The sequence below is a fragment of the Pseudomonas sp. R9.37 genome (genome assembly GCF_963878885.1).
Classification (GTDB): Bacteria; Pseudomonadota; Gammaproteobacteria; order Pseudomonadales; family Pseudomonadaceae; genus Aquipseudomonas.
Window position 1 is genome coordinate 129,968 of record NZ_CAWNZA010000003.1, and the last position, 15,951, is coordinate 145,918.

Consider the following 15,951-nt stretch of genomic DNA (forward strand, 5'->3'; position numbering starts at 1 on the left):
CAAATTACCGCTCGATCGAGCGGCTCCAGCGCGCATTCCACTCCGGTCGCGCCTGATTCACCTGGTCCCAATCAATCGAAATCGCCGTCTGCAAGTAACCCTGCATGGCCTCCACCCGCGCACGGGTTTTATCGGTGGTCGGCGTGGTCGGGTTCGACGGGATTTGGTCGCCTTCTTCCAACGCCGGCGCCTGGGCTTCGGCAGTCAGCAGGAAGGCTGCGAGTTTCTGCGCCAGTTCCGGCTGGTCGTTACGCGCGATCACGCACTCGGCCACGTTCAGCACCACGGCGCCTTCCTTGGGTTGCGCATATTCCATCGGGATGCCCAGCAGTTTCTGCGTGGTCACCTGGGTCGGCGTCAGAGGGAAAATCGCCGCCTCGTCGGTTTGCACCATCTCGGAAATCTTCGCCGAGCTGGCGATGTATTCCAGCACGTTGGGGCCGATGGTTTTCGGCCAGGCCTTGAAGCCCGGTTCTACGTCTGTTTCGGAGCCGCCCTGGATACGGTTGAACATCAAAAAGCCGTGCAGGCCGAAGGTGGAGGAGGCCAGGGACTGGAACACCACCTTGTCTTTGAAGCGTGGGTCGGCCAGGTCCATCCACGAGGTGGGCGCGGCCCAGCCTTTTTCCTTGAACATCTTGGCGTTGTAGCCAAGGCCTGTGACGCCCAGCGTTACCGCCACGGCTTCGTCCTTGATTTTGGCCTTGGCCGGGATCTGGTCCAAGGGCGCGCTCGGTGCAAGTTTGTCGCACAGGCCCATGGAGATGGCGCGGTACATGATGCCGTCGTCGAGGAACATCACGTGCATTTGCGGGTTGTCTTTGTTGGCCTGGACCTTGGCGAGGATGTCCGACGAGGTGCCGGGCACGATCACCACCTTGACGTTATTGGCCTTCTCGAACGCGGGCAGCACCTTGTCGGCGTACACCCGCTCCATGGTGCCGCCGTTCATGCCCAGGTACAGCGTGGGCGCGGCATGCGCGGTGGAGGCGAGCAACGCGAGGGACAAGCAGGACAGCGCGATACGTGTGTGCATGGGTGTTTTTCCTCTCAGGCTTGGAAACGACGGATGGAAAACGCTTCGATGGGTTGCCGGCTGGCCCCGCTGCAGACGATCTCTGCCAGGGCTTCACCGACCGCAGGGCCGAGCTGGAACCCGGCGCCGGCAAAGCCGAAACCGTGAAGCAGGCCAGGCTGGGTGCCGCTGGGGCCGATCACCGGTTCGTGATCGGGTAAGTAACCTTCGGTGCCGCTCCAGGTACGTATCGCCTGGGCACCTTTGAGAAACGGGTACAGTTCGCCTGCGTTGCGCAAAATCTCCAGCACCGCTGCCTGCCCCGGACGCGCCGTCAGCGGGCCAAGGGCAAAGCCCCGGCCGCCGCCAAGAATGCAATTGCCACGGGCGACCTGGCGCGCATAAATGCCGCCGCCTTCAACGCCGGTACTCACGTCCATCACCACCGGCAACGGCTCGGTCACCAGCATCGCCGGGTGCGCCGAGGTGATCGGCACCGGTTCGCCAAATTGCGCGGCGACGGTCCCGGCCCAGGCGCCGGCGCAGTTGAGCAGCCACGGCGCGTGCAGGTGCAGGCCGTTGGCGCAGTGCACCTGGAACCGCTGGCCGTCATGTTCGATGCGCACCACTTCGGCCTGTTCGTATACTTCAGCACCCTGGCGCTGCGCGGCGCGGGCAAAGGCGGGCGACACCAGGCGCGGGTTGGCGTGCCCGTCTTCAGGGCACAATGAGGCGCCGACCGCGATATCGCCGACCCAAGGGAATCGCGCGCGCAGCTGCGCGTGATCCAACAACTGCAAGCTCAGCCCAAAGCCTCGGGTTTGCTCGGCATAGGTGTGCAGCGCGGCAAAATCGGCATGGCTGCGCGCCAACTTCAAATGCCCGGAGCGCACGTACTCGCCGTCGATGCCGATCAGCCCCGGCAAGTCGGCCCACAACTGATGGGCGCGCTGCGACATCGGCAATTGATGCAACGGCCGACCCTGACGGCGTACGCCGCCGTAGTTGACGCCACTGGAATGCGAGCCGCAAAAGTCGCGCTCTACCAACGCCACGCGCTGACCTTTTTGCGCCAGCATCAAGGCCGCCGAAGCGCCGACGATGCCGCCGCCCAACACGATCACGTCGATCATGGCTGCACCTCTACGCCAAACGGCAGCGGCTTGATCGGCGCCTGGCCGCGCAGGCGGCCGACGTGTTCAATCCCGCGGCCACTGCGCTCGGCGACAATTTCCGCCGCTGCCAGCCCGCACATGCGGCCCTGGCAGCGGCCCATGCCGACGCGGCAATGGGCTTTGACCCGATTGATTTCCCAGTGGCCTTCATCCACCACCGCGCGCACCTCGCCGACGCTGACTTCTTCGCAGCGGCACAGCATCAGTTGATCCGGCGCCTGTGCGGCCCAGTGTTCGGGGAAGGGGAATGCGGTTTCCAGGCCGTGGCGAAAGCGCTGGATGCTCGCCAGTTGCTGTTCCAGAACGGCGATGCGGCGATGATCAGTGGCGATACCAGCGTCTTCCAATACCGCCAACGCGGCGCGCTCACCGGCCATCTGCGCCGCGTCGGCGCCCATGATTCCGGCGCCATCGCCTGCCAGGTACACGCCGTGGACACTGCTGCGCCCGGCGCTGTCGCGCTTCGGCAACCAGGCGCGGTTCAAGCTGTTCCAGGCAAACTCACAGCCGAGCAAATCCGCCAGCTGTGTCTCGCTGCGCAAAGCATGGGCGAAGGCCACGGCATCGCATTCCACCGTGTGCTCGCCCCAATGAATACCGTTGACCCGTTGTTCGCCGTCGATCTGCGTGAGCGTCGCGCCCTGGTGCACGGGAATGCCATGGGCCGTGAGCCAGGCGCGGTAATACACACCCTTGGCCAGCGTCGCCGGTTGCCCGAGCAATGCAGGCAAGGCGCGGCATTGCGCGCTGAAGGGTGCGCTGTCGAGCACCGCGACCACCTTGGCCCCAGCCTTGGCGTATTGATACGCCACCAGGTACAGCAACGGTCCGCTGCCACAAAACGCCACGCGCTCACCGATGGCGCAGCCTTGATACTTTAAGGCGATTTGCGCCGCGCCCAGGCTGTAGACGCCGGGCAAGGTCCAGCCGGGCACCGGCAGGATGCGGTCGGTGGCGCCCGTGGCGACGATGAGTTGCGCGTACTCGACGCTCTCGGCACGGCCGTTGTTGAGCATATCCAGGCGCCCGTCCTCGGCGTTCCACACCAGGGTTTGCGGCCGGTAGTCGATCAAAGGTGCCAGCTCATCCATGGTGCGGTGCACGGCCTCGGCCTTGCTGGCGTCAAACCCGTAAAGCTGCTTGGCCGAGCGCTGGAAGTTGGCCGGTTGGCGCCGGTAAATCTGCCCGCCGCCGCGCAGGCTTTCATCCACCAGGCACGGCGTGACGCCGTGGTCGAGCAGGGTGCGCGCCGCGCTGATGCCGGCCGGCCCTGCGCCCACAATCACAATCGGCTTCATGCTTGGCGCCCCGGATCACGGCTGATTGCCTGGCCTTCTTCCAATAACGTCGCACAGGCGCGCACGCGGCGCCCGTCCTGCAGCCGCACCCAACAATCCTGGCAGGCGCCCATCAGGCAGAACCCGGCCCGGCGCTCGGCGCTGAAATCGCTGCCGCGCAGGTGCTCGGCACAGGTCAGCACGGCGGTCAGCAACGTGTCGCCGAGCAAGCCCGTAGCGGGTTGCCCATCCAGGGTGAAGGCCACTGCCGGGCGCTGGGTTTCGGCCAATCTTTTGAACAACGCCATCAATGTTTCCCCACCAGCACGCGGTCCAGGCCGTAGACCCGGTCGAGCAGAATCATGGTTGCTGCGGTCAGCGCAATCACCAGCGCCGACACCGCCGCCATCATCGGGTCGATGGACTCGGTGGCGTACACGTACATGCGCACCGGCAGGGTTTGCGTGGCCGGCGAGCTGACGAAGATCGACAGCGTCACCTCATCGAAACTGTTGATGAACGCCAACAACCAGCCGCCGGCCACACCGGGCAGAATCATCGGCAGGGTGATCTGGCGAAACAGCGTAAAGCGGCTGGCCCCCAGCGACTGCGCCGCCTGTTCGGCGCTGCGGTCAATGCCGATTGCCGCTGCCAGCACCAGGCGCAGCACGTACGGGGTGATGATCACCACGTGGGCGAGCATCAGCCAGGTGAAGCTGCCATTTACGCCCATCAGCGCAAACAAACGCAGCATCGCCACGCCCAGCACCAGGTGCGGGATGATGATTGGCGACAGGAACAACGCACTGAAAAAGTCGCGCCCCGGGAACTGATAACGGCTGATCGCCAAGGCCGCCGGTACTGCAATCAGCGTGGCCAGGGTAGCGGCGGTAAACGCCAGGATCAGGCTGTTATAGAACGCCTGGATAAAGTCGGCGCGCTCGAACACCGCGCGAAACCAGCGCAGCGAGAAGCCCGACGTCGGCAGGCTCAAGGTGTTTCCCGGGGTGAAGGCCACCAGGCACACCACCACCAGCGGCGCCATCATGAACAGCACCACCACACCATGAAAACCGAGGGCCAAAGGACCGTTTCTGGACATGCGCTTAAACCCCCAGGGACTTTTTGTAGCGGCTTTCGACCATGCGGTTCCAGCTCAGCATGATCAGCAGGTTGACCAACAGCAGCACCACCGCGATGGTCGCGCCCATGGGCCAGTTGAGTTCCGAGAGGTACTGGTCGTACACCACCGTGGCGACCATTTTCAGGCGGCGCCCGCCGAGCAGGCCGGGGATCGCAAACGAGCTGGCCGCCAGGCCGAACACAATCAACGTGCCGGACAGCACGCCGGGCATCACCTGCGGCAACACGATCCTGCGCATCACCGTGGCCTGGCTGGCGCCGAGTGACAGCGCCGCCTGTTCTGCCGACGGGTCGAGTTTTTGCAGCGAGGTCCACACCGGAATGATCATGAACGGCAGCATCACGTGCACCAGCGCGATGATCACCGCAAACGGTGTGTACAGCAGTTTCACCGGGCGCCCGCCGAGGGCCTGGATCACTTGGTTGACCAGCCCGTCGGCACCCAGCAGCAGGCTCCAGCCAAAGGCGCGCACCACCACCGAAATCAGCAACGGCGTGAGGATCAGGATCAGGAAGATCGAGCGCCACGGCGTGCCCATGCGGCTCAAAATGTAAGCCTCGGGCACGCCGATCACGACGCACAGCAAGGTCACCAGCGCGCTGATCCAGAAGGTGCGCCAGAAGATTTCATAGAAGTACGCATCACTGAACAGCGACAGGTAATGCGCCAAGGTCCATTCATCCGCCTTCACGCCCACCTGGTAGTCGAACACGTTGAACGACAGCACCAGCGTCATCACCAGCGGCAAAATCAACAGCCCGGTGAACAGCGCCAGGGCCGGCAACGACAGCAGATAACCCCGACTCATGCGCGCACCTCATCCGCCGCCAGTACGCGCAGCAGGCCGGCGTGCCAGTCCAGGCCGACTGCCGCGCCGCAACCGAGCGGCGCGCTGCCGTCGTTGCTGCGCACCACGGTGATTTCGCCAAGCGAGGTGTGGACGCGGTACAGCCATTGGCTGCCGAAGAAGTAGCTGTCGAGGACCTTGCCTTGCACGCGCCCGCTGCCTGCGGCCACCAAGGTGATTTTTTCCGGGCGCAGGCTCAGGGTCAGCTCGCCGTCGCCGCTGGCGTGGCGCACTTGTGGGGTGCCGAGTTCGTCGTAGTCGCCCGGCAGCAGGTTGGCCTTGCCGACGAAGTCCGAGATGAAGCGCGTGCGTGGGTGTTCGTAGAGCTTGTACGGTGCGTCGATCTGCGTGACGCGTCCGGCCTGCATCACCACCACGCGGTCGCTGATCGACAGCGCTTCGGCCTGGTCGTGGGTGACCATCAAGGTGGTGATGCCCACGGCGCACTGGATGCGGCGGATTTCAAACTGCATTTCCTCGCGCAGGTTGGCGTCGAGGTTGGACAACGGTTCATCGAGCAGCAGCACCGGCGGCTCGATCACCAGCGCGCGGGCCAGCGCTACACGCTGGCGCTGGCCGCCGGAGAGCTCACGCGGGTAGCGCTCGGCGTGCGGCGCCAGGCGCACCAGTTCCAGCACGGTCTTGACCTTGCTGGCGATTTCGGCGGCCGGCACTTTGCGCATCTTCAGGCCGAAGGCGACGTTGTCGCGCACGGTCATGTGCGGGAACAGCGCGTAGCTCTGGAACACCACGCCCAGGCCACGGCTGGCGGGTTTGGCGTGGGTGATGTCGCGGCCGTCGAGCAGGATCTGCCCGCCGCTCACGTCGACGAAGCCGGCGATCATTTGCAGGGTGGTGGTTTTGCCGCAGCCCGAGGGACCGAGCAGGGAAACGAACTCGCCTTTTTCTACCGCAAGGTCAGTGGCGACCACCGCGTCGACGGCGCCGTAACGTTTGCTCAAGGCGTTGAGTTGGAGAAAAGCCATGTCTGCGTTCCACCTTTTTGAGTCGCGTCGAAACGCGCTTTTTTGTTTTGGGCAGATGCGAAAAGAGTGTTGCGGGTGCGGTGGCGCTCGATCTCGAGTCGGCTGCCGTTTGTTGTTCATTTCGCCCCTGTGGACGCAGATTAGGACGAAGACTAGGATGGGCGGAAGATGGAATTTCACTCAACGGACTATTATTTTCCAATTTATTCATTCAGCAGAATTTACGCCGAGATTATGTGATATGGATTCCACTGAGCGGAATGGCAGCGGCAAAGAAGTGGGTTCGGGCAGCGTGTCGCGGGTGTTCGCGCTGTTGCGTGCATTGGGCGAGGTGCCTGAAGGCGGCGAACGCGTGACTCAACTGGCGCAGCAGGTGGGCCTGTCGCAGCCCACCACCCATCGCCTGTTGCGCAGCCTGATGGATGAGGGGATGGTCGAGCAGGACGCGCGCAGCAAGCGTTATCGCCTGAGCCTGGAGTTCTTCGCGCTGGCGGCGAACGCGGGCAAGACCGGCAACCTGCGCGACCTGGTGCGGCCGAGCATGTTGCGCTTGAGTGCGTCGTTGGGTGATTCGCTGTTTTTGCTGGCACGCAGTGGTTTTGATGCGGTCTGCCTGGACCGCAGCGAAGGGCCGTACCCGATCCGCACTTTTACCGGGGATATTGGCGGGCGTGTGGCGTTGGGCGTAGGGCAGGGCAGTTTGGCGATTCTGGCGTTCTTGCCGGAGGAGGAGCGTGAGACGGTGATTCGCTACAACTTGCCTCGGCTCAAGGATTTTCACCTGTATGACGAGGTGCTGCTGCGTTCGGAGGTGGAGAATGTGCGCAGCCTGGGGTATGCCGCGCGCAACACCGGCGTGCTGGAAGGCATGGCGGGGTTGGCGGTGCCGATTTTGAATCGCGAGGGGTATGCGGTGGCGGCGTTGAGTGTGGCGACGATCAGTGATCGTCTGGGGCCTAGCCGGTTGCCGATGGTGGTGGAGTTGCTCAAGCGTGAGGCGGCGGCGATCGGGCCGAGGATCAATCCGTTTGATCCGACGTTGCGCCGGCCTTCGCAGACTTTTGGTGGGTAGCTTGGGTGGTTGCCGACGGGAGGCCGTGGGTGGTTTTGGTAGATATGAGTGCGTATCCGTTGCTGCGGTAACGGCGGCTGGCGGTTCCGCTCTTACAGCGGGTCACTTTTGGCAAACGCCCGGAATGCCGGCCCAGCCAAAAGTAACCAAAAGGTCTGTGCCCCACCACTCGGCCCCTCGCTTAGGCTCGGTGTGCCCTCACTCCGGCTTGAATCCGTGGGCCGCCGCGACGGGCCATCCATGGCCCAACGCGGCTAACCCGGCGTCCTGCCGGGTTACCCACGGATTCAAGCCTGCGTTCGGCCAGCGTGGTTGACGGGGCCTGTCAGATCAAAGTCAAAAGCAGATCAAAAGCAGAGCACGGCGGCCTAGTAGCCGACCTGAGTGGTAAAAGCAAAAGCACAGCAACAGCACAGCAACGCGCTTCTATCTGATGCACTGCGATCCAAATGTGGGAGCGGGCTTGCTCGCGAATGCGGTGTGTCAGCTACACATGAGCTGACTGACCCACCGCCTTCGCGAGCAAGCCCGCTCCCACAATTTGACCGAGTGCAGCCTCCACCACCGCGTGCTTTTGCTTTTCTGTGGGAGCTGGCTTGCCTGCGATGCAGGCACCTCGGTCTATCAGCGACACACAGTCGATGCCATCGCAGGCAAGCCTGCTCCCACTTTGACCGAGTTCAGCTGCCAGCACCGCAGTGCTTTTGCTTTTCTGTGGGAGCTGGCTTGCCTGCGATGCAGGCACCTCGGTGTATCAGTAACACCCAGTCGACGCCTTCGCAGGCAAGCCAGCTCCCACATTGACCGAGTTCAGCTACTAGCACCGCAGTGCTTTTGCTGTTCTGTGGGAGCTGGCTTGCCTGCGATGCAGGCGCCTCGGTGTATCAGTAACACCCAGTCGAGCCTTCGCAGGCAAGCCAGCTCCCACATTGACCGAGTTCAGCTACTAGCACCGCAGTGCTTTTGCTGTTCTGTGGGAGCTGGCTTGCCTGCGATGCAGGCGCCTCGGTGTATCAGTAACACCCAGTCGACGCCTACGCAGGCAAGCCAGCTCCCACATTGACCGAGTTCAGCTACTAGCACCGCAGTGCTTTTGCTTTTCTGTGGGAGCTGGCTTGCCTGCGATGCAGACACCTCGGTGTATCAGGCATAACCAGTCGATGCCTTCGCAGGCAAGCCAGCTCCCACATTGACCGAGTTCAGCTGCCAGCACCGCAGTGCTTTTGCTGTTCTGTGGGAGCTGGCTTGCCTGCGATGCAGACACCTCGGTGTATCAGGCATAACCAGTCGATGCCTTCGCAGGCAAGCCAGCTCCCACATTGACCGAGTTCAGCTACTAGCACCGCAGTGCTTTTGCTGTTCTGTGGGAGCTGGCTTGCCTGCGATGCAGGCGCCTCGGTGTATCAGTAACACCCAGTCGATGCCTTCGCAGGCAGGCCTGCTCCCACTTTGACCGAGTTCAGCTGCCAGCACCGCAGTGCTTTTGCTGTTCTGTGGGAGCTGGCTTGCCTGCGATGCAGACAACTCGGTGTATCAGTAAAACCCAGTCGATGCCTTCGCGAGCAAGCCCGCTCCCACAAGTTGACCAAGTTCAGCTGCCAGCACCGCAATGCTTTTGCTTTTCTGTGGGAGCTGGCTTGCCTGCGATGCAGGCACCTCGGTGTATCAGTAACACCCAGTCGATGCCTTCGCAGGCAAGCCAGCTCCCACATTGACCGAGTACAGCTGAGGTTTCAGGGCAATGCAGATCGGCACAGTCTCTACGTGATGTACTGAGGTCCACACAAGCCCCACACCCATTCAGATTGCGGCCAACGCTACTGAGGTGGCGGCTGTTCGAGTCTCCACGCCGAGCTTCACATACACATGCTCCAAATGCTTGTTCACCGTCCTGGGGCTCAACCCCAGGATGTCGCCGATATCCCGATTGGTTTTTCCACACGCTACCCAACGCAGCACTTCCACCTCACGCTCGGTCAGTTGAAATCGGGCGGATAACAGTCGTCGCGCCGGGGCGTCCTCAAGGGTCAGCATGCTCGGCTGCGTCGCGGCACGCGCCGAGAGCAGGATCCGTGACGTACGCAAATGTGCTGCCACCCGCGCCAATACTTCATCCGTCTGGATCGGCTTGGTCACGTAATCGCTGCCACCCACCTCAAACCCCTGCACCACGTGCTTGCTGTCGGTCAGCCCGGTCATGAACACCACCGGGATGTCTGCGCTGGCCGGTTGGGCCTTGAGCCGACGGCAGGTTTCGAAACCGTCCAGCCCGGGCATCATCGCGTCCAGCAGGATCAGGTCCGGGCGCCGGCGTTGCACACGGTTCAACGCGCTGAGGCCGTCCAGCGCCACCAGCACCATGTAGCCCGCGTCATCAAGGGCGTCGGAGAGCATGGCGAGGTTGTCCGGGGTGTCATCGACGATCAGCACCACGCCAGGTTCAGTGCTGCGGGTGAGCGCATTCATCTTCGGCCTCCTTTAAGGTTCGGTTGAGTTCATCCAGGCGGAACCCCTTGAGCAGCCCGCGCACTTTGGCGATGAAAGGCGCGGCGTCCGGGCGATGTTCCAGGATGGTGTCGAGTTTTTCGTGCAAGCCGCGCACGTAGCCGATGGCGCTGAGTTCGGCGAGGGCGGCGAGGTCTTCAGGGCTGGGCAATACGCTGGGCGGTGCAGGCGGCATGGACGTTCGAGTACGCCGCAACCACTGCAGGTCCAAGTGCTGTTGCAGGCACCCGAGCAGTTCCGGGGTGCGCACCGGTTTGGCCAGGTAATCGTTGCAGGCGGCGGCGATGCTGCGCTCACGGTCGTCGGTAAAGGCGTTGGCCGAGATCACGATGATCGGCGCGCTGGACAGCGCATTGCGGCGGATCAAGCGGCTGGTTTCCCAGCCATCCAGAGTTGGCATCGACAGGTCCATCAGGATCAGGTCCGGCGCCAGCAGCGCCACCTGGCGGATCGCGTCCTGGCCATTGCTGGCCTGGATCACTTCAAACCCCAGCGGTGTGAGCATGCCGCTGAGCACCTTGCGATGGTCCACATGGTCATCCACCACCAGGATGCGCCGGCGCACACCGTGATAACCGATGATGTCGTGCTCCACGTGCACCACCGCCTGCGGCGCGCGCACTTGGGAGAGGAATAGCCGCACCTGGAAACACGTGCCTTTGTCCAGCTCACTGGTGACGCGCAATTCGCCGCCCATCAGCGAGGTGAGCATGCGCGTGATGGTCAGCCCCAGGCCCACGCCCTTGTCCTGGCGCATCAGATCGCCGCGCTCGAATGGCTGGAAAATCCGCTCGATCTGCCCAGGGTCGATGCCGATCCCGGTGTCGATGATTTCAAAGTTGGCGGTCTCGCGCCGATAACTGACCCGCAGGCAGACCTCGCCGCTGTCGGTGAAATTCACCGCGTTGCCGAGCAGATTGATCAGGATCTGGCGCACGCGCTTTTCATCGCCACGCACCACGGCCGGGATCTTGCCCACGCAGTCCAGGCGAAAGCGCAGGCCCTTGTCCTGGGCTTGTGGGGTGAACATCTGTTCCAGGTCGTGGATCAATTCGGGGAAGGGGATTTCCGTGAGTTCCAGGCGCAGTTTGCCAGCCTCGATCTTGGCCACGTCGAGCAGGCCATCGATCAGCGACAGCAGGTGCGAGCCGCTGCGCAGGATAGTCGCCAGCGCGTCCTGATGCTGCTCGGGCATGGCGCTGTCGCGCTGCAGGATCTGGGTAAAACCAAGGATGCTGTTCAGCGGCGTGCGCAGCTCGTGAGACAGCCCGGTGACGTAACGGCTTTTGGCGGCGTTCGCGGCTTCGGAGGCCTCTTTGGCGTGTTGTAGGGCTTGGTCGGTGAGGCTGTGGGCGTCGATTTCCTGCATTAAAAGCAGGGTCTGGCGGTTGGATTCTTCCTGGGCGACACGCCGGCTTTCGCGGGTCAGCACTACCCACCAGGCGAGCACGGCGGCCAATACCGATAGGGTGAGGAACGCCTTGAAAAACGCCTGATACAAGGTCTCGGAATGCGGCAACCCTTGGGCGGCCTGTACGTAGATCAGCGCCAGCGCGCCGGCGAGCAGCAGCACCAGCACCAGCAACAACCCCAGGTAGTGCGCCAGCCGCGTATGCAGGCGCGGCATCAGGGTGGTGGGCAGCAGCCAGCGCAGTACGCCTTCGAACTGCGTGACCAGGCGCGCATGAGGTTTGCACCGGTCACCGCAACGCGCATCCAGCGAGCAGCACAGCGAACAGATGGGCGTGCTGTAGGCCGGGCAGAACGCCATGTCGGCGGTTTCGAACGGGTTGCTGCACAGCCCACACACCGCGTGGGTGGCGGGGGCCACCGGGTGAATCAGGGTCACGTCGCTGGTACGCGCGATGTAGTACTTGCCTTGGGTCAGCCAGGCCAACAGCGGCGCCATGATCAGCGCCGTGCCCAGCGCGACGAAGGGTGGCGCGGCCTGGGCGAGGGCGCCGAACAGGCCGAAGTGGGCGAGGATCGACAGCAGCGAGGCAATCAGCATCGAGCCGACGCCCACCGGGTTGATGTCGTAAAGGTGCGCGCGCTTGAACTCGATGTGTTTGGGCGACAGGCCCAGCGGCTTGTTGATCACCAGGTCGGCCACCAGCGTGCCGATCCAGGCAATCGCGATGTTGGCGTAGAGCCCCAGCACCTGGTCGATCACATCGAATACGCCCAGCTCCATCAGCATCAGCGCGATGGCCACGTTGAACACCAGCCACACCACGCGGCCGGGGTGGCTGTGGGTCACGCGGGCGAAAAAGTTCGACCAGGCCAGGGAGCCGGCGTAGGCGTTGGTCAGGTTGATTTTCATCTGTGAGATGAACACGAACAGCACCATCGCGCCGAGCGCCCATTCCGGCGAGCTGAACACATAGCGGAACGCGACCAGGTACATCTGCGTGGGCTCGGCGGCGCGCTCCATGGGGATTTCATGTTGCAGGGCGAGAAACGCCAGAAACGCCCCGGCGAACATTTTCAACGCGCCGGGGATGATCCAGCCGGGCCCGGCGCAGAGCAGGGCGGCCCACCAGCGTTTGCGGTTGGCGGCGGTCTTTTCCGGCAGGAAGCGCAGGTAGTCGACCTGTTCGCCGATCTGCGTGACCAGCGACAGCGCCACGGTGCAGGCGGCGCAGAACGACAGCAAATTAAAACCGCCGCCGTCGCCACTGCGTCCGACAAAGCTGGTCCAGTCGCTGAAGGCGTCGGGGTTTTTCCACCAGACAAAGCCGTAGGGCAACACCAGCAACAGCAGCCAGAGCGGTTGCGTCCACAATTGCAGGCGGCTGATCAGGGTCACGCCGTAGGCCACCAGCGGAATCACCAGCAATGAGCAGATCACATAGGCGATGGCCAGCGGAATGTGGAAATACAGCTCCAGGGCCAGGGCCATGATTGCCGCTTCCAGCGCGAAGAACAGGAACGTGAAGCTGGCATAAATCAACGAGGTGATGGTCGAGCCGATGTAGCCAAAGCCGGCGCCGCGGGTCAGCAGGTCCATGTCCACGCCGTAACGGGCGGCGTAATAGCTGATGGGCAGGCCGGTGAGGAAGATCACCAGGCTGATCGCCAGGATCGCCCAGAAGGTGTTGGTGAAGCCATAGCTCAAGGCGAGCACGCCGCCGATGGCTTCCAGCGCCAGAAAGGACACGGCGCCCAGGGCAGTGTTGGCGATGCGCAGTTCCGACCACTTGCGAAAGGATTTGGGCGTGTAGCGCAGGGCGTAGTCTTCCATGGTCTCGTCGGCGACCCAGGTGTTGTAGTCGCGGCGGATCTTGACGATGCGCTGGGTGCCGGAGGAAGGGTGCACGGTGGTTAACTCCAGAGGAGGGTGAGGTTGGCGAGCAAGTTCCATGCCCTCAAGTGCGCTGAGATGCAAATGTGGGAGGGGGCTTGCCCCCGATCGCAGTGGGCCAATGGCAAATGCACTGACTGCCAGGCCGCTACCGGGGGCAAGCCCCCTCTCACAGTTGATCTCCAGTGTCAGGGCGGGCGTGATCCTGCGCCGAAATGGTGCGCAACGGCATACGTCAAATGACGTACAGGGTTACGTCAGGCTGCGTATACCCGCGATGGCCGGCTGCCGCCATGCTGACCCCCTCATTGCAGAGGAGTCGCCCCATGGCACCACGATTGATCCGCTCCACACCGCTGTTGGCCTTGTCTTTACTGGCGGCCGCTCTGTTCAGCCAGGGCGTGCTGGCCGATAACGAAGGCCTGGCCGTGACCCCGACCGAAGTCACCGTCGGCCAGTTGCACTCGGCCACCGGTACCATGGCGATTTCAGAAACCGGCTCGATCCAGGCCGAGCGCCTGGCCATCGAACAGATCAACGCTTCGGGCGGGATCCTGGGACGCCAGATCAAAGTGATCCAGGAAGACGGTGCCTCCGACTGGCCGACCTTTGCCGAAAAAGCCAAGAAGCTGCTGGTCAACGACAAGGTCGCCGCCGTGTTCGGCTGCTGGACGTCGGCTTCACGCAAAGCCGTGCTGCCGATCTTCGAGAAAGAAAACGGCTTGCTCTATTACCCGACCTTCTATGAAGGCCTGGAACAGTCGAAAAACGTGATCTACACCGGCCAGGAAGCCACCCAGCAGATCCTCGCCAGCCTCGACTGGATTGCCAAGACCAAGGGCGCCAAGACCTTCTACCTGGTCGGCTCGGACTACATCTGGCCACGCACCTCGATGAAGATCGCGCGCAAGCACATTGAAAACGTGCTGCACGGCACGGTGGTTGGCGAAGACTACTACCCGCTGGGCAACACTCAGTTCGGCTCGTTGATCAACAAGGTCAAACTGAAGAAGCCGGACGTGGTGTTTGCGGCCGTGGTCGGCGGCTCCAACGTGGCGTTCTACAAGCAACTCAACGCGGCGGGCGTGAATTCGTCCAAACAAACCCTGCTGACCCTGTCGGTCACCGAAGACGAGCTGCTCGGCATCGGCGGCGAAAACATGGCCGGTTTCTACGCCTCGATGAAGTACTTCCAGAGTCTGGACAACCCGAACAACAAAGCCTTCGTCGAAGCCTTCAAGGCCAAGTACGGCAAGGACGCGGTGATCGGCGACGTGACCCAGGCGGCGTACCTCGGCCCTTGGTTGTGGAAAGCGGCGGTGGAGAAGGCCGGCAGTTTCGACGTGGATAAAGTCGTGGCGGCAAGCCCCGGCATCGAGCTGAAAAACGCGCCGGAAGGCTACGTGAAGATCCACGAGAACCATCACCTGTGGAGCAAATCGCGTATCGGCGAAGTGCAGCCTGACGGCCAGTTCAAGGTGATCTATGAGTCGGATCTGATCGAGCCGAATCCATTTCCAAAGGGTTACCAATAACCCCCAGGCACGTTGAGTTTCAAACTGTGGGAGGGGGCTTGCCCCCGATAGCAGTGGGTCAGTCACAGCCTTATAAGCTGACCCACCCTCATCGGGGGCAAGCCCCCTCCCACATAAAGCAAAACGGCAAAAGCCTGCATTTCATCTCTCTGTAGGAGACCATCATCATGGAATGGCTATCGGAATTTGGAGCCATCGCGGCGATGCAGGGGTTCAACGGTTTGTCCGTGTTCTGCGTGCTGTTGCTGATGGCACTGGGGCTGGCGATCATCTTTGGCCAGATGGGCGTGATCAACATGGCGCACGGGGAGTTCCTGACCATTGGCGCCTACACCACCTACGTGTGTTCCAGCCTCACCGCGCACTTTGCGCCAAGTTTTCAACCCTATTACTTCTTTGTTGCCATTGCCCTGTCATTCCTCGTCGCCGGCGCCATCGGCTGGCTGGTGGAGTGGGCGATGATCAGCCGTTTGTACAAGCGGCCGCTGGACACCTTGCTTGCCACCTGGGGGTTGTCCCTGGTGATGCAGCAAACCTTTCGCTCGGTGTTCGGCGCGCGTGAAGTCAGCGCCGAACCGCCGGCCTGGCTGATGGGCTCGGTGAATTTCACCGATGCCATCGAAATCCCGCGCAACGGCCTGTTCATGATGGGCCTGACCCTGCTGCTGACCGCCGCGATCTTCCTGATGCTGTACCGCTCGCGCTGGGGCCTGCAGGTGCGCGCCACCGTGCAGAACCGTCTCATGAGCCGCGCGGTGGGGATCAATACGCGCAAGGTCGACCGCATGACCTTCGCCCTCGGCTGCGGCGTCGCCGGTGTCGCGGGCGCAGCGTTTACCACCATCGGCTCCACCGGGCCGACGGCGGGTTCGCAGTACATCGTCGACACCTTCCTGGTGGTGGTGTTCGGCGGCGCGCAGAGCCTGTTCGGCACCATCGCCTCGGCGTTCGTGATCGCCCAGACCCAATCGCTGTCGGAGTTTTTCCTCAGTGGCTCGATGGCCAAGGTACTCACGTTGTCCTCGGTAATTCTGATCCTGATGCTGCGCCCGCAAGGGTTGTTCTCCATCAAAGTGCGCAAGTAGAGGCGA

Annotated in this window: 12 protein-coding genes; 3 read left to right on the top strand and 9 right to left on the bottom strand. The window is 62.8% G+C overall.

Annotation, left to right across the window (positions count from 1 at the left end):
* Positions 1 to 4: 4 nt before the first annotated feature.
* From AACU78_RS02720 to AACU78_RS02750, 7 genes are read right to left on the bottom strand one after another with little or no spacing between them, the layout of a single operon-like run.
* Positions 5 to 1,036 (bottom strand): ABC transporter substrate-binding protein, encoded by a 1,032-nt coding sequence (locus tag AACU78_RS02720; protein ID WP_106579696.1) that lies wholly within the window; start codon positions 1,034 to 1,036, stop codon positions 5 to 7.
* Between the two features lie 14 nt (positions 1,037 to 1,050).
* Positions 1,051 to 2,148 carry an NAD(P)/FAD-dependent oxidoreductase gene (locus AACU78_RS02725; protein WP_106579697.1) on the bottom strand — a complete coding sequence of 366 codons (1,098 nt, stop codon included), beginning with the start codon at positions 2,146 to 2,148 and terminating at the stop codon, positions 1,051 to 1,053.
* Positions 2,145 to 3,488 carry an FAD/NAD(P)-dependent oxidoreductase gene (locus AACU78_RS02730; protein WP_106579698.1) on the bottom strand — a complete coding sequence of 448 codons (1,344 nt, stop codon included), beginning with the start codon at positions 3,486 to 3,488 and terminating at the stop codon, positions 2,145 to 2,147. The genes AACU78_RS02725 and AACU78_RS02730 overlap by 4 nt, the downstream gene beginning before the upstream one ends.
* Positions 3,485 to 3,775: a (2Fe-2S)-binding protein gene (locus AACU78_RS02735; RefSeq protein ID WP_106579699.1), complete on the bottom strand. Its 291-nt coding sequence runs from the start codon at positions 3,773 to 3,775 to the stop codon at positions 3,485 to 3,487. The genes AACU78_RS02730 and AACU78_RS02735 overlap by 4 nt, the downstream gene beginning before the upstream one ends.
* Entirely contained in the window at positions 3,775 to 4,569 is a 795-nt protein-coding gene (locus AACU78_RS02740) for an ABC transporter permease (protein WP_106579700.1), read from the bottom strand. Before AACU78_RS02740 ends, AACU78_RS02735 begins: the two co-directional genes overlap by 1 nt.
* 4 nt (positions 4,570 to 4,573) lie before the next feature.
* On the bottom strand, positions 4,574 to 5,419 hold the full coding sequence (locus AACU78_RS02745) for an ABC transporter permease (RefSeq protein ID WP_106579701.1): 846 nt from the start codon (positions 5,417 to 5,419) through the stop codon (positions 4,574 to 4,576).
* Positions 5,416 to 6,444 carry an ABC transporter ATP-binding protein gene (locus AACU78_RS02750; RefSeq protein WP_106579702.1) on the bottom strand — a complete coding sequence of 343 codons (1,029 nt, stop codon included), beginning with the start codon at positions 6,442 to 6,444 and terminating at the stop codon, positions 5,416 to 5,418. The genes AACU78_RS02745 and AACU78_RS02750 overlap by 4 nt, the downstream gene beginning before the upstream one ends.
* Before the next feature lie 241 nt (positions 6,445 to 6,685).
* Here AACU78_RS02750 and AACU78_RS02755 point away from each other — a divergent pair, with 241 nt between their 5' ends.
* Positions 6,686 to 7,516: an IclR family transcriptional regulator gene (locus AACU78_RS02755; RefSeq protein WP_106579703.1), complete on the top strand. Its 831-nt coding sequence runs from the start codon at positions 6,686 to 6,688 to the stop codon at positions 7,514 to 7,516.
* Positions 7,517 to 9,316: 1,800 nt separating this feature from the next.
* Here AACU78_RS02755 and AACU78_RS02760 read toward each other — a convergent pair.
* Together AACU78_RS02760 and AACU78_RS02765 are read right to left on the bottom strand one after the other, a co-directional pair.
* A complete protein-coding gene (locus AACU78_RS02760) occupies positions 9,317 to 9,982 on the bottom strand; it encodes a response regulator (protein WP_106579706.1) in 666 nt (221 codons plus the stop codon).
* Complete coding sequence (locus tag AACU78_RS02765; protein ID WP_106579707.1) at positions 9,957 to 13,340, bottom strand: ATP-binding protein; 3,384 nt, start codon at positions 13,338 to 13,340, stop codon at positions 9,957 to 9,959. Before AACU78_RS02765 ends, AACU78_RS02760 begins: the two co-directional genes overlap by 26 nt.
* A gap of 311 nt (positions 13,341 to 13,651) precedes the next feature.
* Between AACU78_RS02765 and urtA the strand changes: the two genes are divergently transcribed.
* Both urtA and urtB read left to right on the top strand, forming a co-directional pair.
* Complete coding sequence (gene urtA, locus AACU78_RS02770; protein WP_106579708.1) at positions 13,652 to 14,860, top strand: urea ABC transporter substrate-binding protein; 1,209 nt, start codon at positions 13,652 to 13,654, stop codon at positions 14,858 to 14,860.
* A 167-nt stretch (positions 14,861 to 15,027) separates the two neighbouring features.
* Positions 15,028 to 15,945 (top strand): urea ABC transporter permease subunit UrtB, encoded by a 918-nt coding sequence (urtB, locus tag AACU78_RS02775; protein WP_177410123.1) that lies wholly within the window; start codon positions 15,028 to 15,030, stop codon positions 15,943 to 15,945.
* The last annotated feature ends 6 nt before the right edge of the window (positions 15,946 to 15,951 follow it).